Origin of the sequence: Serratia sp. BIGb0234, assembly GCF_024809915.1 — a bacterium.
Lineage (GTDB): Bacteria > Pseudomonadota > Gammaproteobacteria > Enterobacterales > Enterobacteriaceae > Serratia > Serratia liquefaciens.
Window position 1 is genome coordinate 111,989 of record NZ_JANUEI010000010.1, and the last position, 23,915, is coordinate 135,903.

16 protein-coding genes are annotated in these 23,915 nt (G+C 56.0%); 3 read left to right on the forward strand and 13 right to left on the reverse strand.

Annotated elements, in window-relative coordinates:
- Nucleotides 1-8: 8 nt before the first annotated feature.
- The 7 genes from rffG to trxA form a co-directional block, all read right to left on the reverse strand.
- Complete coding sequence (gene rffG, locus M2407_RS24300; RefSeq protein ID WP_259220077.1) at nucleotides 9-1,082, reverse strand: dTDP-glucose 4,6-dehydratase; 1,074 nt, start codon at nucleotides 1,080-1,082, stop codon at nucleotides 9-11.
- Nucleotides 1,073-2,335: a UDP-N-acetyl-D-mannosamine dehydrogenase gene (wecC, locus tag M2407_RS24305; protein WP_259220079.1), complete on the reverse strand. Its 1,263-nt coding sequence runs from the start codon at nucleotides 2,333-2,335 to the stop codon at nucleotides 1,073-1,075. Before wecC ends, rffG begins: the two co-directional genes overlap by 10 nt.
- Nucleotides 2,332-3,465, reverse strand: a complete 1,134-nt coding sequence (wecB, locus tag M2407_RS24310) for a non-hydrolyzing UDP-N-acetylglucosamine 2-epimerase (protein WP_122080551.1) — start codon at nucleotides 3,463-3,465, stop codon at nucleotides 2,332-2,334. The genes wecC and wecB overlap by 4 nt, the downstream gene beginning before the upstream one ends.
- 84 nt (nucleotides 3,466-3,549) lie before the next feature.
- Entirely contained in the window at nucleotides 3,550-4,602 is a 1,053-nt protein-coding gene (gene wzzE, locus M2407_RS24315) for an ECA polysaccharide chain length modulation protein (protein ID WP_041414104.1), read from the reverse strand.
- A gap of 20 nt (nucleotides 4,603-4,622) precedes the next feature.
- Nucleotides 4,623-5,720, reverse strand: coding sequence for a UDP-N-acetylglucosamine--undecaprenyl-phosphate N-acetylglucosaminephosphotransferase (gene wecA, locus M2407_RS24320; protein ID WP_115057947.1), 1,098 nt, complete (start codon nucleotides 5,718-5,720; stop codon nucleotides 4,623-4,625).
- A 315-nt stretch (nucleotides 5,721-6,035) separates the two neighbouring features.
- On the reverse strand, nucleotides 6,036-7,295 hold the full coding sequence (gene rho, locus M2407_RS24325) for a transcription termination factor Rho (RefSeq protein WP_004950874.1): 1,260 nt from the start codon (nucleotides 7,293-7,295) through the stop codon (nucleotides 6,036-6,038).
- A 577-nt stretch (nucleotides 7,296-7,872) separates the two neighbouring features.
- The gene (gene trxA / locus M2407_RS24330) at nucleotides 7,873-8,199 is read right to left on the reverse strand and encodes a thioredoxin TrxA (RefSeq protein WP_020824748.1); all 327 of its coding nucleotides are present in this window, start codon (nucleotides 8,197-8,199) and stop codon (nucleotides 7,873-7,875) included.
- A gap of 117 nt (nucleotides 8,200-8,316) precedes the next feature.
- On the opposite strand from trxA, the gene rhlB reads away from it, so the two are divergent.
- Together rhlB and ppx are read left to right on the forward strand one after the other, a co-directional pair.
- Nucleotides 8,317-9,603, forward strand: a complete 1,287-nt coding sequence (gene rhlB / locus M2407_RS24335) for an ATP-dependent RNA helicase RhlB (RefSeq protein WP_020824747.1) — start codon at nucleotides 8,317-8,319, stop codon at nucleotides 9,601-9,603.
- A gap of 6 nt (nucleotides 9,604-9,609) precedes the next feature.
- The gene (gene ppx / locus M2407_RS24340) at nucleotides 9,610-11,106 is read left to right on the forward strand and encodes an exopolyphosphatase (RefSeq protein ID WP_020824746.1); all 1,497 of its coding nucleotides are present in this window, start codon (nucleotides 9,610-9,612) and stop codon (nucleotides 11,104-11,106) included.
- 180 nt (nucleotides 11,107-11,286) lie between these two features.
- On the opposite strand, the gene rep is transcribed toward ppx, so the two are convergent.
- On the reverse strand, nucleotides 11,287-13,311 hold the full coding sequence (rep, locus tag M2407_RS24345) for a DNA helicase Rep (RefSeq protein WP_048762492.1): 2,025 nt from the start codon (nucleotides 13,309-13,311) through the stop codon (nucleotides 11,287-11,289).
- A 109-nt stretch (nucleotides 13,312-13,420) separates the two neighbouring features.
- On the opposite strand from rep, the gene ppiC reads away from it, so the two are divergent.
- Nucleotides 13,421-13,702: a peptidylprolyl isomerase PpiC gene (gene ppiC / locus M2407_RS24350; RefSeq protein WP_041415145.1), complete on the forward strand. Its 282-nt coding sequence runs from the start codon at nucleotides 13,421-13,423 to the stop codon at nucleotides 13,700-13,702.
- Between the two features lie 27 nt (nucleotides 13,703-13,729).
- On the opposite strand, the gene M2407_RS24355 is transcribed toward ppiC, so the two are convergent.
- From M2407_RS24355 to bcsZ, 5 genes are all read right to left on the reverse strand, one after another.
- The gene (locus tag M2407_RS24355) at nucleotides 13,730-15,223 is read right to left on the reverse strand and encodes a pitrilysin family protein (RefSeq protein ID WP_020824743.1); all 1,494 of its coding nucleotides are present in this window, start codon (nucleotides 15,221-15,223) and stop codon (nucleotides 13,730-13,732) included.
- 279 nt (nucleotides 15,224-15,502) lie between these two features.
- The gene (locus M2407_RS24360; protein ID WP_020824742.1) at nucleotides 15,503-16,792 is read right to left on the reverse strand and encodes a dicarboxylate/amino acid:cation symporter; all 1,290 of its coding nucleotides are present in this window, start codon (nucleotides 16,790-16,792) and stop codon (nucleotides 15,503-15,505) included.
- Nucleotides 16,793-17,088: 296 nt separating this feature from the next.
- Nucleotides 17,089-19,095 (reverse strand): biofilm formation regulator HmsP, encoded by a 2,007-nt coding sequence (gene hmsP / locus M2407_RS24365; protein WP_259220080.1) that lies wholly within the window; start codon nucleotides 19,093-19,095, stop codon nucleotides 17,089-17,091.
- Between the two features lie 247 nt (nucleotides 19,096-19,342).
- Nucleotides 19,343-22,816, reverse strand: coding sequence for a cellulose synthase complex outer membrane protein BcsC (gene bcsC, locus M2407_RS24370; RefSeq protein WP_259220081.1), 3,474 nt, complete (start codon nucleotides 22,814-22,816; stop codon nucleotides 19,343-19,345).
- On the reverse strand, nucleotides 22,798-23,910 hold the full coding sequence (gene bcsZ, locus M2407_RS24375) for a cellulose synthase complex periplasmic endoglucanase BcsZ (protein WP_048762510.1): 1,113 nt from the start codon (nucleotides 23,908-23,910) through the stop codon (nucleotides 22,798-22,800). Before bcsZ ends, bcsC begins: the two co-directional genes overlap by 19 nt.
- Nucleotides 23,911-23,915 lie beyond the last annotated feature (5 nt).

Genomic DNA, 23,915 nt, shown 5'->3' on the forward strand with positions numbered 1-23,915 from the left:
GGGTAAACTTAGTCGGATAAACCTAAACGCTCACCCGCATAGGAACCATCCTGAACGCGACGCCACCAGGTTTCATTGTTCAGGTACCAGGAAACCGTTTTGCGAATGCCGCTTTCAAAGGTTTCTTGCGGGTGCCAGCCCAGCTCCCGGTCAATTTTCCCGGCGTCGATCGCATAGCGCATATCATGGCCCGGGCGATCCTTGACGTAAGTGATCAGATCGCGGTATTGCGCCACGCCCTGCGGTTTGTTCGGTGCCAGTTCTTCCAGCAGATCGCAAATGGTATGCACTACTTCAATATTCTTGCGCTCGTTGTGACCACCGATATTGTAGGTTTCCCCTACCACACCTTCGGTAACGACCTGATACAACGCGCGCGCATGGTCTTCGACATACAGCCAGTCACGCACCTGCGCACCGTTGCCGTACACCGGCAACGGTTTGCCGGCAACGGCATTGAGGATCACCAGCGGGATAAGTTTTTCCGGGAAGTGGTACGGGCCGTAGTTGTTGGAACAGTTGGTGACCAGCGTCGGCAAGCCATAGGTCCGCAGCCAGGCGCGGACCAGATGGTCGCTGGACGCCTTGGAGGCCGAATACGGGCTGCTTGGCGCGTAAGGTGTGGTTTCGGTGAACAAGTCATCCGTACCGTGCAAGTCGCCATACACTTCGTCGGTGGAGATATGGTGGAAACGGAAGCTCTGCTTCTTCTCCGCCTCCAGCGGATGCCAATAATGACGGGCCGCCTCCAGCAGGGTATAGGTCCCCACCACGTTGGTTTCGATAAAGGCCGCCGGGCCATCAATCGAACGATCGACATGGCTTTCCGCCGCCAGGTGCATGACCACATCCGGCTGATATTGGGCAAACACCCGATCCAATGCCGCGCGATCGCAGATATCCACCTGCTCGAACGAATAGCGTTCGCTATCAGCAATCACCGCAAGCGATTCCAGGTTGCCGGCGTAAGTCAGCTTATCCACCACCACCACGCTGTCCCGCGTGGCTTCAATAATATGCCTGACGACCGCGGAACCGATAAAACCGGCGCCCCCAGTGACTAAAATACGTTTCAACGCCATACCCCTTTGGTATCTACTACCCAGGATTGCGTGATCTCTTCCGGCCTGATTGCCTTGAATTGCTTATGATCGACCAACATCACGATCACGTCCGCCTGCTGCAACGCGTCGGCCATCGCTTTCAGCGTCACATGGCCCGCCAGCGATTTCGGCAGTTGCTCAACGTTCGGCTCCACCACCAGGGTTTCACCCACGTGCCAATCAGCAATTAAATGCGCCACTTCCACCGCCGGGCTTTCGCGCAGGTCGTCGATATTCGGCTTGAATGCCAGGCCGAAGCAGGCAATTTTCACTTCCGACGCACGCTTATCGGTTGCTGCCAGACAGTCAGCCACTGCGGCTTTCACACGATCAACCACCCACAGCGGTTTTCCGTCATTCACCAGGCGCGCGGTATGAATCAAACGCGCCTGCTGCGGATTTTGCGAGACAATAAACCAAGGGTCGACCGCAATACAGTGGCCGCCGACGCCGGGACCAGGCTGCAAAATATTGACCCGCGGATGGCGATTCGCCAGGCGGATAAGCTCCCAGACATTGATGCCCTGATCGGCACAAATCAACGACAGCTCATTGGCAAAGGCGATATTCACATCGCGGAAGCTATTTTCGGTCAGCTTGCACATCTCAGCGGTGCGTGAATTGGTAATCACACACTCGCCCTCGAGGAAAATCTTGTACAGCTCGCTGGCGCGCTCCGAGCATTTTGGCGTCATACCGCCAATCACCCGATCGTTTTGAATCAGCTCAAGCATCACCTGCCCCGGCAGCACGCGCTCCGGACAGTAGGCAATGTTCACATCAGCGGCCTCACCGGCCTGCTGCGGGAAACTGAGATCGCTACGCGCTTCTGCCAGCCACTGCGCCATCTGTTCGGTCGCGCCCACCGGCGAGGTGGACTCCAGGATCACCAGATCGCCTTTTTTCAGCACCGGCGCCAAAGATTTGGCGGCGGCCTCGACATACGCCAGATCCGGCTCATGGTCGCCTTTAAACGGCGTCGGTACCGCAATCAGGAAAGCATCCGCTGCCAGAGGTTTGGTCACCGCCTGCAGATAGCCGCCGTCGACCGCGTCTTTCACCACTCTATCCAGGTCGGGTTCAACGATATGGATCGCACCACGGTTAATGGTATCCACCGCATGTTGGTTAACATCTACGCCCACCACTTTTTTCTTGCGGGAGGCAAACGCCGCCGCCGTTGGCAGACCGATATAACCCAGGCCGATAACCGAAATAGTGTTAAAACTCATAGTGTCACCTGATGATTCTTCAAAGCTTCCAGAATACGCTGGCAGGCATGCCCGTCACCGTAAGGGTTATGCGCCCGGCTCATGGCGTGATATTCGTTTTCGTCCGTCAGCAGCCGGTTAACCGCATCAACAATTTTTGCTACGTCGGTACCCACCAGCCGCACCGTGCCAGAATCTACCGCCTCCGGCCGCTCGGTGGTGTCACGCATCACCAGCACCGGCTTACCTAATGATGGTGCCTCCTCCTGAATGCCGCCAGAGTCGGTCAGGATCATATATGACTTGGCCATCAGATAGACAAAGGGCAAATAATCCTGGGGATCTATCAGGATGATATTATCAATCCCTTTCAGAATGCGGTTGACCGGCTCGCTGACGTTGGGGTTGAGATGCACCGGATACACCACCTGCACTTCAGGATGAGTACGGGCAATTTCTGCCAGCGCGCTGCAAATTCGCTCGAACCCACCGCCAAAGCTTTCGCGGCGATGCCCAGTTACCAGAATCAACTTTTTGTTGTCGGCATCCAGGAACGGGTAGCGTTGAGCCAGGCTGTCATGCAAGGCCGCATCACCCATCACCCGATCGCGTACCCAGAACAACGCGTCGATTACCGTGTTGCCTGTGACGAAGATATGATCGTCCGGTAACAGTTCGCGCAACAGGTTCTGTCGCGAGTTTTCCGTCGGGGCAAAATGGTACATCGCCAGATGGCCGGTCAGCTTGCGGTTAGCCTCTTCCGGCCACGGGGAGTAAAGGTCGCCGGTACGCAGGCCCGCCTCTACATGCCCTACCGGGATACGCTGATAAAATGCCGCCAGGCTGGTGGCCAGCGTGGTGGTGGTATCGCCATGAACCAACACCACATCCGGTTTGAATTCCTCAAGAACGCCTTTCAGGCCTTCGAGGATGCGGCAGGTGATCTCACTTAATCCCTGGCCGGGTTTCATGATGTTCAGATCGTAATCAGGCACTATCTCAAATAACCGCAATACCTGATCCAACATCTCACGATGCTGTGCCGTCACGCAGACTCTTGATTCAAAGGCTTCATCCTGAGCCAGGGCATGTACCAGCGGTGCCATTTTGATGGCTTCAGGTCTGGTGCCGAAAACAGTCAACACTTTCACAGCGAATCTCTTTTGGTCGGTTAACCGCAGGCGAACCTGCGAATTGGGCGCTCTCACGCCCATCAGCGAATTATTATATTATTTTTATTTACGCGGCCGACGCACCAGGGCAACACCTGCGCCAACCAAAGCGCCCATCGCGCCCCACATGATCAACCAGAATACACGACGTGGGCTGTCACGTTTTACCGGCTCTTCCGGGGTCCGCAAATAGCGGTAAGTCTGAAATTTCTCGTCCAGCGTTGGGCCAACGTTCAGGGTCGCCAGCATCGCGCGATTTTGGTCGTAGTCCAAATCAAAGGTTGGGCCCGAAGCCTGTAATCCTTCCAGACGCGCCTGCAGCATAGGCTTGCCCAGCAGGAACAAATCGGAGTCTGGCAGCTGTTCTGCCGGGGTATCGGTCTGAGTCCGGCTAATGCCCTGCGTCTCGGCAATTTTTAACGCCTGTTGGATGGTGTTCAGCTCACGCTTGTACACGGCCTCTGCCACCGCTTCCTGGCGCTTAACCTGCGCCTTCATCGACGTGGTACGAGCCGCCCAGGCACCCTGGATCTCTTCGTTTAAATGCTGAGCCGCGCGGTGGCTGGCAAACGCCACGTACTGACGCAGCAGGCGATTGGCATCTACCGCCGTTTCCGCCGTCAGTTTCACACCGTCGTTCGGCACTTTTTTGTCGTCACGCGGCGTAAACTGGATATTGTTAATCAGCTCGTCGAGCAAGGCCGCATCGGCGCCCGCGTCGCCTTCCTGGCGCTGTTTGTAATAATCGCTCTGCAGCCAGAAATCTCGGCGCGTATCGTAAGCCGCCAGCTGCATAATAAATTCATTATAGGCTTCGTCAGCGATGCCCGGTTGCTCGGTAGCCGCCGCCGGCAGAGTGCGCACATCCAGATTACGCAGGAACTGTTGCTGGGAATAATACCCCCCCAACGCATTCACCGTTGGCCGATCGGTAATCGCCGCCGCGCTCCACTCCTGTTTCACCAGGTAGGACACCACCAGCGCCACTACGGCGAACAGTACCGCAATACCGATAATCCATGACTTACCGCGCCACAGGGTACAGCACAGGCCGCGAATATCGAGTTCGTTATCCACTGCCGGGATAGTCTTGTCAGACGTTGTTTCTGGATTCATCACTGCCCAAAAGCCTCTGGTTAGGATTCTTGCTTATTGTCGTTCGAACGGCGCAGGCGCCGTTTGATACGCTTAATGTAACGTGCAACACGCCAGGCGCGCTTAATGCAGTAACCGTACAAGAAGAAGGCAAGCAAAAATAATGCCAACATTACCCATTCAGGGATAAAAGTAAGACGTTCGCCGATCACGCCGATGGCCGCCAACAGCGCCGCCGCCAGGGTAATCAGCACGAAGGCCTGCCGTGGCGTAAAGCCAGCGCGCATAATCAGATGGTGAATGTGTTGACGGTCTGGGGAGAAGGGGCTCATCCCTTTGCGTAAGCGCCGATACATGATCGCAATCATGTCCATCAATGGAATAGCGATAATCCACAGGGCGGTAACAGGATTGATGGAATGGGCTTTACCCTGTGAACTTTGCAGCAGCAGCCAAATTGCGGTGAAACCGATCAGCGTACTGCCGGCATCCCCCATAAACACCTTGTAACGTCGGCCAAGAATGCCGAGGTTAAGCAGGATATAAGGAACGATAGCGGCAATCATCGCGAAGCACCAGAAGGCCAAATCGGAGTGGCCGCTCAGGTACAACAGCACGCCCAGCGCACCGAAAGAAACGCACGAAAGCCCGCCCAGCAGGCCATCAATGCCGTCTACCATGTTAAAGGCGTTGATAGCCGCCCAAACGGCAAACAGCGTGACCAGATAGCCGAACGGCCCCAGTTGCATTTCCCAGTCGCCAAGCACATGACCAAAACTGCGCAGGTAGAGCCCGGCAAACACCATCATCGCAATGCCGACCAATGCCTGGACCAGCGCACGAATTTTAACGCTGATATCGAAACGATCGTCGAGAGCACCAACAAACACTAATAACCCCGCACAGGCGAGGTAGAGTTTTCCGTGCGCAATCGTTTGGTCAGAGATCAAGAAAGCGAAGCACAGCCCGGCGTAAACAGAAATACCTCCGACAAGTGGGATCAACCCCTGATGACGTTTGCGGTAATTAGGTTTATCAACCAGTCCAATACGTTTTGCTGCTTTGCGAGCAACAAAGAGAAAAGCCAAGGAAAACAGGAAAACAAATAGAATTTCAGTACTCATAGTGAGTAAGTTCACAGTTAACAAGATCTCTGTAGAAGATAAGGCAGCTTAACACGGGCGACAGGTCGCGCCATGAGGTCCCGCTACCTTTCAGTCATTTCCTATGACAACAGCCATTCATTCTTATTCCAACGCTTCTGTCTGCCGTTTAAACAGTAACAATGTGCGAACGACGAAACGCCGACCGCAAATAAGATGAATTCTCAGTAAGCCATGAAAATAACTTACGTTTCCATTTCTGTTACTTATCGTATCTGCCAAAAGCAAAAAACGCCACGACTAGGCGTGGCGTTCTCTGAATTTTTTACTCAATTATGAGCGCATCGTCATTTATGAGCGCTTCATCATATCGAAGAATTCATCGTTGGTTTTGGTCATGGCCAACTTGTTGATGAGGAATTCCATTGCGTCAATTTCGCCCATTGGGTGAATAATTTTACGCAGGATCCACATTTTCTGCAGTTCTTCAGACGTGGTGAGTAATTCTTCTTTACGGGTACCGGAGCGGTTGTAGTCAATCGCAGGGAATACGCGCTTCTCGGCGATTTTACGCGCCAGATGCAATTCCATGTTGCCGGTACCTTTAAACTCTTCGTAGATAACCTCGTCCATTTTCGACCCGGTGTCGACCAGCGCGGTAGCGATGATGGTCAGGCTTCCGCCTTCCTCAACGTTACGTGCCGCACCGAAGAAACGCTTGGGACGATGCAGGGCGTTGGCATCCACACCACCGGTCAACACTTTACCGGAAGCCGGTACTACGGTGTTGTAGGCACGCGCCAGGCGAGTGATGGAGTCGAGCAGGATGATAACGTCTTTCTTGTGCTCAACCAGGCGCTTGGCCTTCTCGATCACCATTTCTGCAACCTGGACGTGGCGGGAAGCCGGCTCGTCAAAGGTAGAAGCGATAACTTCGCCCTTCACCAGACGCTGCATCTCGGTAACTTCTTCCGGACGTTCGTCAATCAGCAGAACCATCAACACACAGTCTGGATGGTTGTAAGCGATGCTTTGTGCAATGTTCTGCAGCAGCATGGTTTTACCGGCTTTCGGCGGAGCAACAATCAGACCACGCTGACCACGGCCAATCGGCGAGGCCAGATCCAGCACGCGAGCCGTCAGGTCTTCGGTTGAACCGTTACCGCGTTCCATCCGCAGACGGGAGTTGGCATGCAGTGGGGTTAAGTTCTCGAACAGGATCTTGCTGCGGGCGTTTTCCGGTTTGTCGTAGTTAACTTCGTTAACTTTCAACAGGGCAAAGTAGCGCTCGCCTTCTTTTGGCGGACGAATCTTACCGGAAACGGAGTCACCTGTACGGAGGTTAAAACGGCGGATTTGGCTGGGGGATACGTAGATGTCGTCGGGGCCTGCAAGGTAGGAGCTGTCTCCAGAGCGGAGGAAACCAAATCCATCCTGCAATATCTCCAACACGCCATCGCCGAAGATATCTTCTCCACTTTTCGCATGCTGCTTAAGGATAGAGAAGATAATGTCCTGCTTGCGCATGCGGGCAAGGTTTTCCAGCCCCATATTTTCGCCGAGAGTAATCAGCTCAGAAACCGGCGTATTCTTTAATTCGGTAAGATTCATAGTGGTGGGTTCTTAAACTCGGGGTATGTCTCGAACTTGTATCGTGAATGGTATGGCAGCGGGATATATCTTTCGTCTTTCTGGTGGTTGCCTTGGCCTTCCTTGCTTACCCCGCCACTTAGCGGACTAAGCTGCAGAGATTCGTTCGGTTGCCGACGGGCCACACCTTGAAATCCTTTGGATATTCGTGCCTGTTTACTGGACGTTCGATCGCCGGGCGCTGAGCCGTCACGGTAAGAAATGGCTTACAGAGGACGCGCGCATTGACGGTTTAAGATCGAAGGTACCTTAAAATTGATTTTGCAAAACCGTTTGATTGTTAAAACACGGGCTGAGTTCATTTTTTCTTTCAACGCCAGCGGTTCAACACAGAGTAAAGCTTTAGATTTAGACTCTTTAGATTTAAAACTTCGGGCAAGTTCTATATGCAGTATGGTTAAACTTAACACGCTTCTTGGCAGGCGTCTAGCGGTGAATTGAACATCCCCGCTAGACGCCTGTATATCCCCGCAGTCTCTCACTTCGCGGCTTTTTTACCGCGACGTCAGACCCCTTGGGCATAGGGCATCCCGCCCGATTACAGATTCGCGTTAAGGAAATCTTTGAGCTGGCCTTTGGACAGCGCACCAACCTTGGTCGCGGCCACTTCACCGTTCTTGAACAGCAACAGCGTAGGGATACCACGGATACCGTACTTAGGTGCGGTTGCCGGGTTTTGGTCGATATTCAGCTTGGTGATGGTCAGCTTGCCTTCGAACTCCTCGGCAATCTCATCCAGAATCGGAGCAATCATCTTGCACGGTCCACACCATTCAGCCCAGAAATCGACCAGGATTGGCCCTTCAGCTTTCAGCACGTCGTTTTCGAAGCTGCCGTCAGTCAGGTGAATAATTTTATCGCTCATGTTCTACTCCAAAGGATTGTGTCTACCTTGTTGGTGTAGCATTAACCAACCTAAGGTGACTTTATTTCACCGGATACGCTTTCGTAAAGCAATAGTTAGCTGATATTCTACCACACTATGAGCAAAACACACTTGACCGAACAGAAGTTTTCCGACTTCGCCCTGCACCCGTTAGTCCTTGAAGCCCTTGAAAAGAAAGGGTTTCAACATTGCACGCCTATCCAGGCGTTAGCATTGCCGCTCACGCTCTCCGGGCGTGACGTTGCAGGTCAGGCGCAAACCGGTACCGGAAAGACGCTGGCATTTTTAGCGTCTACTTTTCACTATTTGCTTTCTCACCCGGCGAAACAGGATCGCCAGACCAACCAGCCGCGCGCCTTGATCATGGCGCCAACGCGTGAACTGGCGGTACAGATCCACTCCGACGCGGAAGCCCTGTCCCAATCCACCGGCCTAAAACTTGGCCTGGCGTATGGCGGCGACGGCTACGACAAACAGCTGAAAGTGCTGGAAAGCGGCGTGGATATCCTGGTCGGTACTACCGGTCGTTTGATCGATTACGCCAAACAGAACTATATCGATCTGGGCGCAATCCAGGTCGTGGTGCTGGATGAAGCCGACCGTATGTACGATCTGGGCTTTATCAAAGACATTCGCTGGTTGTTCCGCCGCATGCCTGCGGTCGATCAACGCCTGAACATGCTGTTCTCTGCCACCCTGTCCTATCGCGTACGCGAACTGGCTTTCGAGCAGATGAACAACGCTGAATATGTCGAAGTGGAACCGGAACAAAAAACCGGCCACCGCATTAAAGAAGAGCTGTTCTACCCTTCTAACGAAGAAAAGATGCGTCTGCTGCAGACGTTGATCGAAGAAGAGTGGCCAGACCGCTGTATCATCTTCGCCAACACCAAGCACCGCTGTGAAGACGTCTGGGGCCACCTGGCCGCCGATGGTCACCGCGTAGGCCTGTTGACCGGCGATGTGGCGCAGAAAAAACGCCTGCGCATTCTCGACGATTTCACCAAGGGCAACCTGGATATTCTGGTCGCCACCGACGTCGCCGCTCGCGGTCTGCACATCCCGTTGGTGACGCACGTATTCAACTACGACTTGCCTGACGACTGCGAAGACTACGTCCACCGTATCGGTCGTACCGGCCGTGCTGGCGAAAGTGGCCATTCCATCAGCCTGGCCTGCGAAGAGTACGCGCTCAACCTGCCGGCGATCGAAACCTATACCGGCCACAGCATTCCGGTGAGCAAGTACAACAGCGATGCGTTACTGACTGACCTGCCTGCGCCGAAACGCCTGGCTCGCCCACGCGGCGGCAACGGTCCACGTCGTAACTCAGCGCCACGTCGTGGCGGTGCGCCGCGCAACAACCGTAAACGTTCAGGCTGATAGACAATGCTCAGTTCCAGCGCACTTTATGCCGCTATCGATCTCGGCTCCAACAGCTTCCACATGTTGGTGGTGCGCGAGGTGGCCGGCAGTATTCAGACCCTGGCGCGCATCAAGCGCAAAGTGCGTCTGGCGGCCGGACTGGATCAGAACAACCTTCTGTCGCATGAGGCCATGCAACGCGGATGGCAATGCCTGAAGCTGTTCGCCGAACGCCTGCAGGACATCCCTCGCGAGCAAATTCGCGTGGTCGCCACGGCCACGCTGCGGCTGGCCTCCAATGCCGATGAATTCCTGCAGACCGCCGAGCAGATTCTCGGATGCCCGATCCAGGTGATCAGCGGCGAGGAAGAAGCGCGCCTGATTTACCACGGTGTAGCCCATACCACCGGCGGTCCGGACCAACGTTTGGTGGTCGATATCGGCGGCGGCAGCACAGAGCTGGTCACGGGGACCGGTGCGCAGGCCGCTCAGTTGTATAGCCTGTCGATGGGCTGTGTCACCTGGCTGGAGCGGTTCTTCACCGATCGTAATCTGGGGCAGGAAAACTTCGAGCGGGCCGAACAGGCTGCGCGTGAAATGGTGCGCCCGATAGCACCGCAGCTGCGTCAGCACGGCTGGCAAATCTGCGTCGGCGCTTCCGGCACCGTCCAGGCGCTGCAGGAAATCATGGTGGCGCAGGGCATGGATGAACGCATCACCCTGTCCAAACTGCGCCAATTGAAACAGCGCGCCATTCAGTGCGGCAAGCTGGAAGAGCTGGAAATTGAAGGGCTAACGCTGGAGCGCGCCTTGGTATTCCCAAGCGGGCTGTCCATTCTGCTGGCGATCTTCCAGGAGTTGGGCATTGAAAGCATGATGTTGGCCGGCGGTGCGCTACGCGAAGGTCTGGTTTACGGCATGCTGCATTTGCCGGTCGAACAGGATATCCGCAGCCGCACCATTCGCAACCTGCAACGGCGTTATCTGTTGGATACCGAGCAGGCCGAGCGCGTCAGCCAACTGGCCGCCAATTTCTCGCAGCAGGTGAGCAATGAATGGCAGTTGGACGCTCGATGTCGCGAGTTATTGCACAGCGCCTGTCTGATCCACGAAATCGGCCTCAGCGTTGATTTCAAGCAGGCGCCGCAACACGCCGCCTACCTGATCCGCCATCTGGATTTACCCGGTTTCACTCCGGCACAGAAAAAACTGTTAGCCACCCTGCTACAAAACCAGAGCAACACCCTCGACTTGCCACTGCTGAGCCAGCAAAACGCCCTGCCGCCACGTACGGCGCAACGTTTATGCCGGATTTTACGCCTGGCGATCATCTTTGCCAGCCGTCGCCGCGACGACACGCTGCCTGCGGTGCGTCTGCGCGCCAATCATGATGACGAGCTGACGGTGATCCTGCCGCCTGGTTGGCTGGAGCAGCACCCGTTACGGGCAGAAGCGCTGGAGCAGGAAAGCCATTGGCAAAGTTACGTTCACTGGCCGCTGATACTGGAAGAACAACGTTAAAATGACAAGGGCGCTAACCGCGCCCTTAGTCTGATGACAAACACCCGAAAAACGTGGTTTTCGGATGTTTGGGGGTAAATCAGAAGACATAATCCTTTGTTTTTATTAGCCCCAAGGTCAGGACGTTTAACTGCAAAGGACTTTGTCAGCCATCTGAGGGCGCTAACCGCGCCCTTTCTTCTAGTTGCCGCCCTTGGCCTTGGCCAACTGAGCACGAATATTGGCCAGATGGCTCTGCCCTTTTTGCATCCTTTCCTGCGGACTGACCACTTTGCGCTCACTTTCCCACGCCAGGTCATCCTGCGGCAGTTCCAACAAGAAACGGCTCGGCTCCGGGCGAACCAACTCGCCATATTGACGACGCTCGCGGCACAGAGTGAAAATCAGCTCCTTTTGGGCGCGAGTGATGCCTACGTAGGCCAGGCGTCGCTCTTCATCAACGTTATCTTCGTCAATGCTGCTCTGATGCGGCAATAACCCTTCCTCCATCCCCACCAGAAACACATAGGGGAACTCCAATCCTTTGGAGGCATGCAGCGTCATCAGTTGTACCTGATCCAGCTCTTCATCGCTTTCACCGCGTTCCATCATGTCGCGCAGGGTAAAGCGCGTCACCACCTGGGTCAGCGTCATCGGCTCATCCAGCTCGCTGCCTTCCAGCATTTCCGTCATCCAGCCGAACAGCGTATTGACGTTTTTCATGCGCATTTCGGCGGCTTTCGGGCTGGGAGAGGTTTCGAACAGCCAGCTCTCGTAATCTACACCGTGGATCAGGTCACGCACCGCAGCCACCGGCTCGCGCTCCGCCAGTTGGGCGATGCCGTCCAGCCAGTGAGTGAAGCGTTGCAAAGACTCAAGCCCCCGTCCGGTCAGGTGCTGGCTCAATCCAAGATCAAAACTGGCACGGAACAGGCTTTTATTGCGTTGGTTTGCCCATTCACCCAGCTTTTGCAACGTCGCCGGGCCAATCTCGCGTTTTGGCGTATTGACGATGCGCAGGAAGGCGCTGTCATCATCCTGATTGGTCAGGACGCGCAGGTAGGCCAGCAGATCCTTGATTTCCGGCCGCGAGAAAAACGAGGTGCCGCCGGAGATCTTGTAGGGAATGCGGTTCTGCATCAGCATTTTTTCAAACAGCCGCGACTGATGGTTGCCGCGGTAGAGGATCGCATAATCGCCGTAGTTGGTTTTCTTCACGAAATGGTGAGCTATCAGTTCACCCACTACGCGCTCGGCCTCGTGATCCTCATTATTGGCGGTCACCACCTTCAGCTCTTCGCCGTAACCCAGTTCGGAAAACAGCCGTTTTTCAAATACGTGCGGGTTATTGGCGATCAGAATGTTCGCCGCCTTCAGAATACGCTCGCTCGAACGGTAGTTCTGCTCCAGCTTGATCACCTGCAGCGCCGGGAAGTCTTCCTTCAACAGCACCAGGTTCTGCGGGCGCGCACCGCGCCAGGAGTAGATTGACTGATCGTCATCCCCCACTACGGTGAAACGCGCACGGTTACCCACCAACAGTTTTACCAGCTCGTATTGGCTGGTGTTGGTGTCCTGATATTCGTCCACCAACAGGTAGCGGATTCGGTTCTGCCAACGCTCGCGCACCTCTTCATTGCGCTGCAACAGCAGGGTCGGTAACAGAATTAAATCGTCGAAATCCAATACGTTACAAGCACGCATATGCGCGTGATACAGACCGTAGCAATGCGCGAACAGCTTGTCGCGTTCAGAGCGCGCCAGCTCCATCGCCTTCTTGGGATCGACCAGATCATTCTTCCAATTGGAGATGGTGGAAATCAGCTGCGCCACCAGCGTCTTGTCATTCTCCAGCCATTTTTCGGTCAGCTCTTTCAGCAGCGCCAACTGGTCCTGATCGTCGAACAGCGAGAAGTTGGATTTCATCTCCAGCGCGGCATATTCCCGCTTGATGATTTCCAGCCCCAGGGTGTGGAACGTAGAAATCATCAAACCGCGCGCCTCTTTGCGCCCCATGGTTTGCGCCACACGTTCTTTCATCTCACGCGCGGCCTTATTGGTAAAGGTCACGGCGGCGATGTGCCGCGCCTGATAGCCACAATTATGGATCAGGTGAGCAATCTTGTTGGTGATGACGCGCGTCTTGCCGGAACCTGCACCGGCCAGCACCAGGCAGGGCCCGGTAACGAATTCGACGGCTTGTTGTTGGCTGGGGTTTAATCGCATGGCGCTTTATTGCTCGACTTTATAACGTGGAAGGGGATTGTAGCAGAAAGCGCCGATGAGATTTAACGGGTATAATCAGCGCAATTTCTGTATCGATAAAGGCAATACCATGGCAAAGACGGCGTGCGCCCTGCACATTCTGGTAGATAACGAAAAACTGGCTGAAGAACTGCTGGCCAAGCTTAAACGCGGCGTCAGTTTTGACACGCTGGCGCGCAAATACTCAACTTGCCCGTCAAAGCGCAACGGCGGCTCGCTGGGCGAATTCAACAAGGGCACCATGGTGGCGGCCTTCGATAAAGCGGTGTTCAGCATTCCGCTGCTGAAGCCCTACGGCCCGGTGAAAACCCAGTTTGGCTACCACATCATCAAGGTGCTGTACCGCAACTGAGTGAGGGGGCAAACGCCCCCTCAGCCGTTATTGTGCGCTGGTTTCCGGGGCCGGTGCGGTATCGGCCGGTTTGACCTCCTCCGACACCACGGCCGGAGCCGGAGACATAATGCCGTTATAGGTTTCCTGTAACTGCTTCATGCTCATTTCCGGTTCGCCCTTCGGCTGCATCAACACCAGCGTCGCATCCTGAGAAAGCTGAAGTTTCAGCTCCTGATTCAGCGCTTCCAGCGTCAATCCGCTCAAGAACTCCTGGCGCAGTTTCTGATACTGCTCCGGTGCGATATCTACGACGCCGCTCTGCTGTGAACGCAGGCGTTGGCTCATCAGCACGTCCGTATCGGTGCGGGCATAGGTTGCGAACAACTTGCTCAACTGATCGGTTTTCTGCGCCAGCAGGGCGTTAAACTCATCCTGCGACAGCCCGTTGTTACGCACATTAGCCAATTCGCGAGCGATAAAGCCCAGGCTGTTGTTCAGGTTGTTATTCGGCGTGTCGAGATGAATTGCGCACTGGGCACGCTGGTATTGCACGCGGCAATCAAAGCCCAGATGCAGGTTTTTCTGGTCACTCTTTTCCAGCACCTGCTGGAGATGCCAGAACAGCGCCTCGCGGGCCATATCACCACGCCAGTAGCGGCTCAAATTCTGCGAATCGCGGATCGGGTGCCATGGCGCATCCCACATGATCGACAGCGTATCCTGCTTGACCTGCTCGCTGATCAGGCTGACCGGCTGCGGTGGCAGCGGCGTCAGCGTCGGCATGGTGGCCGGCGTTTCACGCTTGCCTTTCAGCGGCGAGAAGGCCTTGTTGATTTGTTCGCCCAGGCTGCGGCTGTCTACCTTGCCCACCACGTACAGCGTCATGGCGTCCGGGGTATACCACTGCTGGTAGAATTTTTTCAGTTGATCGACATTCACCGGTCGCTTCGGTGGCTGGGCCGGATCGTGCGCCAACAGCGTCGAGCCTTTCAGGCGGTATCGCCACCAGGCATCTTTCGGATTCGGCGGGAAAGTGCCCACCGGATCGACATTGGAGTTTATTACCGCATGCACGGTATGCTCGTCGATCGCCAGTTTGCCGGTGGTGTCGGAAAGCCACGCCAGCGCTTCTTTCAGCAAGTCTGGGCGGTTATTCGGCAAGCTGAGATTATACATGGTGAAATCGTAAGAACTGATGGCCGGCGGCAAAGGCCGCTCAGGATCCACGCTCTGCTGCCACAGCGAACGCAACTGCGGTGGCGTAAAGCTTTCGCTGCGCGCTAAAGACAGGCGCGGCAGCAGATGGGCAAAGCCGATCTGCTGTGAGGACTCGACCAGCGAGCCGGTATTAACCATTAACCGCAGCTCTACACGGTCGCTCGGCCGCTGCGGTGTATCCAGTATCTGCCATGAAAACCCGTTGGCCAGTGCCCCCTGCTGCCAGGCAGGATCGGGTTGCAGTGCTTCGGCCTGCACGCTGCTGTTGGCTGCAGCCAACAGCAGCCCACCTACGATGAGATGAATTCTGGTGCCCTGCATGTGAACCCCTACTTAATGACTATCCAATTTCTTTATGCAAATGCGGATATTCCATTCGCCGGAATATTAGGCCATAACGCACAGCCTATAAAAACGCCCTGAGTTTCACGGTGGGGCGGAAAGCAGAAAGTGTACCATCGAGTTAGACCGCGCGCCTTTGCGGATGTCACTCATTAGGGTGAAAAATAATGGATAAGCGGTTTTTAAATGCAAGAAATCATTACGCGGGGGGATAAAACGTCACCGGCTGCGGCTGCAACCGGTGATTTGAGGATTAAATCAGGCTGAAGGCAGCGTTTTGTCGGCACCTGCACCCGGCTTGTTGGATAGGGTGTCTTGCAGCTGTTTTTCGTCCAGCTGTTTACACCATTTAGCCACCACCACCGTAGCCACACCGTTACCGACCAGGTTGGTCAGGGCGCGGGCTTCAGACATGAAGCGGTCAATGCCCAGAATCAGCGCCAGGCCGGCCAGCGGCAGGTGGCCCACGGCAGAAATGGTCGCCGCCAGCACGATAAAGCCGCTGCCGGTCACGCCCGCAGCCCCTTTCGAAGACAACAACAGCACCACCAGCAGCGTCACCTGATGCACGATATCCATATGGGTGTTGGTCGCCTGCGCGATAAACACCGCCGCCATGGTCAGGTAAATCGATGTGCCGTCCAGGTTAAAAGAGTAGCCGGTGGGAATAACCAGACCCACCACCGATTTCTTACAACCCAGTTTCTCCATTTTGTCGAGCATGCGCGGCAGCACCGACTCGGAAGAAGAGGTCCCGAGCACGATCAGCAGCTCTTCTTTTATATAGCGAACGAATTTGAAAATGCTGAAGCCGTTGGCACGAGCAATGGAGCCCAGCACCACCACCACGAACAGAACGCAGGTGATATAGAAGCAGGCAATCAACTGGCCAAGCTGCAGCAGCGTGCCCACGCCATATTTACCGATGGTGAATGCCATCGCCCCGAAGGCCCCCAGCGGCGCCAGACGCATAATCATATTGATAATGCCGAAAATCACGCGGGAGAAACTGTCGATCACGTTGAAGATTAACTGGCCTTTCTCACCCAGGCGGTGCAGGGCGAAGCCGAACAGCACGGCAAACAGCAACACCTGCAAGATGTTACCGCTGGCGAAGGCGCCGATGACGCTACCCGGAATGATATCCAGCAAGAATGGAATGATGCCCTGCTGCTGAGCCTGCTCGGCGTAGACCGCCACCGCTTTGGCATCCAGCGTACCCGGATCGATGTTCATCCCGGCACCCGGCTGTACCAGGTTGACAATCAGCAAACCGATCAGCAGCGCAATGGTACTGACGATTTCAAAATAAAGCAGTGCGATCGCACCGGTACGGCCAACGGCCTTCATGCTTTCCATGCCCGCGATGCCGGTCACCACGGTACAGAAGATCACCGGAGCGATGATCATTTTAATCAGCTTAACGAATCCGTCGCCCAGAGGTTTCATCTGTGCGCCAATGTCAGGATAGAAATGGCCAAGCAGGACACCCAGCGTAATCGCCGTCAGCACCTGAAAATAGAGGCTTTTAAAGATAGTGAGTTTCATATGGACATCCTTTGGGGGAAGACACGCACCAGGCGGTGTTATGGTTATCTCGCCTGTTCATCGCTTGCGCGGAAAATAACACCCGCCTAACAACATGGAAATAATTTGTTGCACCAATAGATACATGTTGATACGAATTTAAGAGCTGAAACGCGCCAGCCCGAATGCAAGGCTGTAAAGGATGTAACCCTTTCTTTGCACTAACGCAAAAGGGGTAGATAAAGCGGGGGTATTTCAAGCCAGAAGGCCAGCGGGCAACGTGGATGCCGCCCGCCGCAAAAGGCTCAAGAGGGAAATCAGGCTGGCGGCGGGCAGAACTCGGCTTCAAATTCGCTGCGCGGCAACGGGCGGGCAAACAAAAACCCCTGACCGCTATGAATACCGTGCTGCAGCAGCCAGTCGCGTTGTTCGGCATTCTCGACGCCTTCGGCCATCACCGGCAGCGCCAGCACCTCGGAAATCGAACTGACGATGCGCACCATCGCGTCGTCCATCGGCAGTCCCTGAATAAAGCTCTTGTCGATTTTAATCAAATCTATCGGCAGGCATTTCAATCGATTGAGGTAATTAAGGCTGGAATAGCCCATGCCGAAATCGTCCAACGCGATGGAAAGCCCCAGATCGTGCAGTTGCCGCAGCAGCGCCAACGCACGATCGAGGTCGTCAATGCGCACCGTTTCGGTAATTTCCAGCAGCAGCTTGCGCGGGTCAATTCGATGCTGGGCCAGCAGGCTTTTCAGATGCGGGACAAAATTCTCATGCTGCATCTGGATTGGCGACACGTTTACCGCCAGCGGCAGAGTGATCCCCCGAGTCTGCCAATCCGCCAGGATGCGGCAAGCCTCTTCCAGTACCCAGTTACCCAGCGGCACAATCACCCCGAGCTCTTCAGCCAATGGAATGACGTCTGCCGGCAAGGTAAAGCTGCCGTCGTACTGCTGCCAACGAAGTAATGCTTCCGCGCCGATCACCGCGTTGGACTGCATATCTATCTGCGGCTGCAGGAACAGGGTGAAACGACGCTGCTCAATGGCATGCAAGATCTCACTTTCCTGCGTCAGACGCTTTTGGGTGCGTTCCGTCAGGCTCGGTTCGAAGAACAACACCTGATTTTTGCCTTCGCGATGCGCCGACATCATCGCCGAAGTGGCGCTACGCAACAGCTGCTCCGCGCTCTCCCCTGCGTTCAGGTAATGGGCGATACCGATACTGGCGCTGGGCCGCAGCGGCATTTCCTGCAGGCTCAGCGGCGCATTGATCTGCGCCATGATGCGGCGGGCCAACTGCATGGCGTGGAACGGCCGTTCAACGCCTTTAGCCAGAATGGCGAATTCGGTATTGCTTAACTGCGCCAGCACGCCGTTTTCATCAATGCATTCACGTAATTTCTTCGCCAGCGTCAACAACAGCGCTTCACGCATCGTCGGATTAAGTACGCCAGAGGCTTCGTGCAACGTTTCAATGCCGACTACCAGCAGATTGAAACGCTCGGGCCGCAGGCTGGAAGCAATGTGCTGTTCCAACAGCGCGGTGAACAGCGCCTGATTTGGCAACTCAGTGACCGGATGGCGAGTGCTCATGCGGCTCAGTTCGGCATAGGCTTTGGCCAGCCGCTGCTGATTGCGGTTGTAGTTGCGCACCAGCAAGCCCAGCTCATCGTCCTGGTGCAGCGCCGGCAACATCAGTTGATGATAAGGCGCCTCTTCCTGGGAAATGTTTTCCAGCTCTTTGGCCATCGCGCGTAGCGGATGCACCATCAGCCGGTTCATACACCAGCTAATGGCGACCGACAAAATCAAGGCCAGCAGCAAATAGGTCGACAACATGGTCGACAGCATGCTGAGAATAAATTGATACATGCGGAACGAATCGGCCTGCAACACCAGATAAGCCAATGGCTGCGGGTTGGCCGGCACGCGTTCCAGCGAATAGAGGGGAACGGAAATCTGGATCGGCAACTCGAACAGGCGGGCGATCATTGTCGGTACCGGACGTTCCGGCGGGAAGTTGGCGTGCAGTGCCTGAAATTCGTTCGGCAGCACGATATCCGCGCGCGTCAGGATGCCTACCGGCAGCAGCGTATTCAGCACCTTCTTCGTTTCCGGCACGTCCATACGCAGCACGGCTTCCGCCAGCGGCTGGCGTACCGAATGAGCGATATTTTCCAGTTGCTGGGCATAGTCATCCCTGCGCTGCTGCACAAAATGGAATAACTGGATCACGATAAAGATACAGATCGTCACCAGCGCCACACCGGACACCGTTGCCATCTGTTTAATCGTTAATGAGCGCCTGACCCGCAAACCTGCTCTCCGCTAATTCGGGCTGAAATAAAAAAGGGATGAATAATACCCATCCCTTGAACCGGTCTGAGTATACTCGATTGTTGACTGTTTTTATCTCTTCATGCCCAGGGCAAAACCAAGAAAAACGAGGGTTTCAGTCTTTTCCTAATGAAAGGCTGCGCGCCACAGCCAATTGTGGGACACAGCCTGTACACAGGGTAGCAAAACTCCTCTGTGCCGACACTCCGAATCTCCCTTAGCGGGGTTACTTGAAGTCGGCGTAAGGCGTCAGCGGTTGCGGCGGTAAATCCAGGTCACCCTGCCAACCGGCCAGCGAATAGCGCAGATAAATCAAAGCGTGGCTCGGGGTATAGTCTTTTGCCTGCTGGATGTCGATGCCGGCACCGAGTGTCCAGTGCGAACTGAGACGCCGTTCGACAATCGCCCGCAGGGTATAGCCGACGCCGGAAGAAGAGCTGCCATCCTCGACGGCAAACTTGTCCGGCAGCGAATCCGGGATCAGCCCCTGCAGCGGGTAACGCCGCTGGCTGTTGGTTTTCGAATGGGACAACGACACCGAACCGCCCAGCTCCCAGGACCAATTATCAGTACGTTGGCGATAGTTTACCGGTATCGCCAGCGACATATATTGCTGCGGGCTGTAATAGCCCCCCTGACCGAGAGAATAACCGCTCAAATCCTTCTGGTAGTGCCACAGCATGGTGTTCAGCCCGACGGTGACACGGCGATTATCTTCGTTGATCAACTTATAGTAATAGCCGGCCATAAAGCGCTCACGCTGATTGTCTTCAACGTTTTTGCCGGTTAACTGATGTGCGCTGAGGTCGGCCCAGACACCGTGCGCTTCGCCGCGGTCGTAACTGGCGCTAAGGCTGACCCCAGTCGCGCGCACGCCGCCCCAGGTGGTACCGGTATTTGGGTCCTTGGTGCCGCCGAACGCCAGCAATGAGCTGGAAATGGGACGTCGCGAGGCCGCCAACGTCCAACCAATGTGGTTCCAGTCATTGCTGTAGGCCAGTCCACCGACCCAGTCAACCACCTCAAAGCCCATTGGTGTGGTGCCGATATCCCCCGCCCAGCGATCGTTTTTCCACCCCACGGCCACGCTGGTGCCGGTGGTTTTCTGACGCTCATCGCCGCTGCACCCCTGAGTATTGCAGGTACCGAAGGTTTCGTAATATTTGCCGCTGCCGTCGGTGGAGAAGCTGCCGGCATCCAACTGTACGGTATCGGAACGGAAAAACGCCCGCCCGTCATACCACGGCATATCGACCTGTAACATGGTGTCATGCGCTTTGTAATCGGAGATGCCACCCGTGCCGCTGGAGCTCCAATAATCATGGTCGAGGGTGACATTCACGTCTTGCTGGCGGTACAGATCCGCCGCGTCCGAACGAATGCCCCGTTTAAGCCAGTCATCTGTCGGATTGTTGCGCGTCAGGTAAGTGTAACTGTCGTTATCCTGCGGCACACTCGGGGCAATACCGCTGGCGACCATCGCCTGTTTATAATCCTGCTGGGCCAGCACCGGCTGCTGTTGATCACGTTCGAGCCGTGCCGCGTCGCGGTAAATCAGCGCCTTCGCCTGGCTGGGTGGCGCTAGCTGCGCCGTCGTTTTCAGCCGGGTAAAAATCTCGGTCGCTTTTTGCGGCTCGCCAACGGCATACCAGGCGTTAGCCACCCGCCGCCCGCTGTTGTCTGATTCGCTCGGGTCCGGCGCGGCGGTTTGCAGCCGCTGGCGTGCTTCACTCAGCTTGCCCTGCGCTACATAGGCTTCTATTTCACCCAACCTGGCATCCGGGTTGTTCGGCTCACGCGTCCGTACGCGCTGATAGTCAGCCAGTGCGGCGTCATATTCACCGCGCGCCAGCGCCCAGTCGGCCAACTGGAGATCAATGCGGGTATCCGCCGGCTGGCGGCGCAGATAAGCCACCGCCCCCGGCTCATCGCCCGCAGTACGTAACCGATCGGCATGTTCCAGCGTCGCCTGCATCTTCAAGCGCTGCGCCAGTTCGCGCATATTGTCGTTCCACTGCGCGGCGGGCAGGGTATTCAGCTGTGCCAACGCCTGAGTATCACGATCGCTGCCGGAGAGATACAGCGCATAGGCGTATGCCAACTGCGGATTCGCACGCTGTTTTTGCGCCAGACGACTGAACAGAGCATCTGCCTGTTCCGGCTGCCCGGCCTGACGCAGCGTCTGCGCATAGTGGTAAGTCAGCCAGACGTCATCAGGATCCATCTGCTGAGCACGACGGAATTTCTCCGCCGCCTGATGCCACTGCTTTTGCTGTACGAGCTGGTCGGCCTGCTGCTTGAGCATATAGAGCTGCAAACCTTCCAGCGTGCTGCGCAGCTTGTTTTGCTGGCCGCGTGGCAGGCTGTTGAGATAGGCCAGCGCCTTTTCCGGCGACTGCCGCTGATAAATATTCACCAGACCGCGTACCGCGCTGCCGCTGCCGGGATCCAACCGCAGCGCCTGCTGGTAGAAACGTTCGGCGGCAGCATCATCTTTACGCGCCACCGCAACGTCGCCCAAGCCAATTACCGCACTGCTGTCACCGTTGTCTATCTGTCGCGCCTGTTGGTATTTTTGCTGTGCCAGCGCCAAATTACCGGCTTTCAGCGCCTTGTCACCTTCATCCACCGCCAGCCAGTAACTGTTGCTCTTGATCAGGCTCTGCCATTTACTGCTGCCGTAGCCGCTTTTATCGGCCTGCAGGGCCTGACGAAACAGGCTCAGCGCCTGTGGACGATTACCGACGCGGGAATAGGCTTGCCCAAGCGCGCCCAGCACGTCGGCGTCGTTGGGTGAAGCCGCCAACGCTTTTTTCAACTCTGGAATGGCGGCACGACTGCCGCCCTTGTCCACCTGCGCCAGCCCGCGCACCCGCGCCTGGTAGGCAGGATCCGACAGCAGCGCCTGCTGCCGGGCCAGTTCTTGTCGGGCGCTGACCGCCTGATCGCCGGTTTCAAAAACGCCAAGAAAACGGTTAAGGGCAGCAACGCTCTGCGGACTGACCGGCATCGCTTTGACTTTCTCCAGCCACAGATCGGCGGCATCTCCGCGTCCGGCAGGATCGGCAGCTACTTTCTGCAAAAGATCATAGGCCTGGGCGTCGCGGTCCTGGCTAAATAGCATCCGCGCCAGCGACATGCGCAGCGGCACGTTGCCGGAATATTGCTGATCCAGCGTCTGCAACTGTTTCAGCGCCGCGGCTTCCTGCCCCGGCAACCGCGCGACCAAACGCCAGTATTCCACCGCCAACTCCAACGTCGGCGGATCGCCGTGGAACAGCTCGTCATACTGCGCTTTCGCCTCCGGCAAACGCCCGGCGGTCGCCATCAGCCGCGCCTGCTGCAGCTTTTGGCGGGTTTCCGGCTGGGTAAGCAGCATGTTCATTTCCGCCTGCCGATAGCTAGTTGACTGCGGCGCAATCTGTTTCAGCTTATCCAACTGCTGCTGTGCCAATGCCAAATTGCCCTGTCGCAATGCCAAACGCATACGCGCGGAAATCACCTCCGGGTTATTCGGATCCATCAGTTCAAGCCGGTAGAGCGACTGGCGAACCAACTCATCTTTGTTGCCGGCCTCTCCAACCCGCACCTGCTCCAGCAGCCATTGTTCCGGCGCAACGGTTTCTGCTCCTTGCGCCTGTGGCAGCATCGCCAGGCTTAAAGGCACCAGGCCCAGCCAGTTTATTCGGAAGTTACGCATTGGCCGCCCCAGGAGGGTTGAAGTTCACCCTGCCGATTAAAACGATAACGTTGTTGATCCCATCCCTGACCAAACAGCGCCAACGAGGCGCTGAAATAGGCCCGATCGCCAGGCGGGTTTTGTTTGATACGTTGGCGCTGCACCTGCAAGGCCTCTGGCTCGTGCGCCAACATCGGCAACATCGACGCCGAGAAACCCACCGGACCATCGCCGTGGGTTTTACCGCTGGCAGTGTCGGTTTTCTCCGGCGGCACGCCTTGCTGAGCCGTTAGCTGCGCCATAGGTTGCAGTTGCTTGAGCAACGCCGCCTTATGTTCATCGTCGTCCGCCAGCATGCCGGCCCACAAATAAACCCGGATGGCGTCATAACTGCCGATATTCGGTTTGACGGTATCCGGCTGCCAGCCTTTGCCGACCTGCCACACCACCCAGTCCGGCGAAAAGCCGTGCGGCGCGGTTTCCAACCACAACCGCTGGTTGGTTTGCTGCATCTTCCGCCATGGGCCATTCAGCACGGCAAAACGTGCCAGCAGTTGCGGGGGTAAATAGCTCGGATTGAGGCGCCAGCGATCTTCCGCCACGAAGCCGACTTTGCCCGGTAACAGCATCAACCCCAGCCCCGGGATATCCGCCACTTCTTCACGAGCGATACGTTGCAACAACAGGGTGCCAAGGGTTTGATAACGGCGACTTTTCCACAACCGACCGGCTTCCAGCAAATTGTAGGCAATCCACAGGTCGGCATCGGATGCCGAATTGCTGTCCAGCACCGTCCACTGTTTTTGTTCGTTTTCGCCCCACAACCAGGCGGGCAAATGCGCACTGAGATCGCCCGCGGCCAGATTGTTTTCCGTCCATGTCAGCAATTGATCGAAAGCAGGCCGATCGTTTGCCACCAGCGCGAAGAACAGTCCGTAACTCTGGCCTTCCGAGGTGGTGATTCGGTTAGGACTGCTCGGATCGATCACTCGCCCCTGCTCACTGATATAAAACTGTTTGTACTGTTGCCAGGCCGGCCATTCACAGGCTGCAGCCGCGCTGAATGCGCACAGCAGCAGCATGCCGATGGTCAGACGCTTCAACCTCGCAGGCATGGCAA

Excerpts from the sequence above, each read along its gene's own strand:
- rffG (WP_259220077.1), bottom strand. The coding sequence starts at position 1,082 with ATGGCGTTGAAACGTATTTTAGTCACTGGGGGCGCCGGTTTTATCGGT.
- wecC (WP_259220079.1), bottom strand. The coding sequence starts at position 2,335 with ATGAGTTTTAACACTATTTCGGTTATCGGCCTGGGTTATATCGGTCTG.
- wzzE (WP_041414104.1), bottom strand. The coding sequence starts at position 4,602 with ATGAATCCAGAAACAACGTCTGACAAGACTATCCCGGCAGTGGATAAC.
- rho (WP_004950874.1), bottom strand. The coding sequence starts at position 7,295 with ATGAATCTTACCGAATTAAAGAATACGCCGGTTTCTGAGCTGATTACT.
- trxA (WP_020824748.1), bottom strand. The coding sequence starts at position 8,199 with ATGAGCGATAAAATTATTCACCTGACTGACGGCAGCTTCGAAAACGAC.
- rhlB (WP_020824747.1), top strand. The coding sequence starts at position 8,317 with ATGAGCAAAACACACTTGACCGAACAGAAGTTTTCCGACTTCGCCCTG.
- ppx (WP_020824746.1), top strand. The coding sequence starts at position 9,610 with ATGCTCAGTTCCAGCGCACTTTATGCCGCTATCGATCTCGGCTCCAAC.
- rep (WP_048762492.1), bottom strand. The coding sequence starts at position 13,311 with ATGCGATTAAACCCCAGCCAACAACAAGCCGTCGAATTCGTTACCGGG.
- ppiC (WP_041415145.1), top strand. The coding sequence starts at position 13,421 with ATGGCAAAGACGGCGTGCGCCCTGCACATTCTGGTAGATAACGAAAAA.
- M2407_RS24355 (WP_020824743.1), bottom strand. The coding sequence starts at position 15,223 with ATGCAGGGCACCAGAATTCATCTCATCGTAGGTGGGCTGCTGTTGGCT.
- M2407_RS24360 (WP_020824742.1), bottom strand. The coding sequence starts at position 16,792 with ATGAAACTCACTATCTTTAAAAGCCTCTATTTTCAGGTGCTGACGGCG.
- bcsC (WP_259220081.1), bottom strand. The coding sequence starts at position 22,816 with ATGCGTAACTTCCGAATAAACTGGCTGGGCCTGGTGCCTTTAAGCCTG.
- bcsZ (WP_048762510.1), bottom strand. The coding sequence starts at position 23,910 with ATGCCTGCGAGGTTGAAGCGTCTGACCATCGGCATGCTGCTGCTGTGC.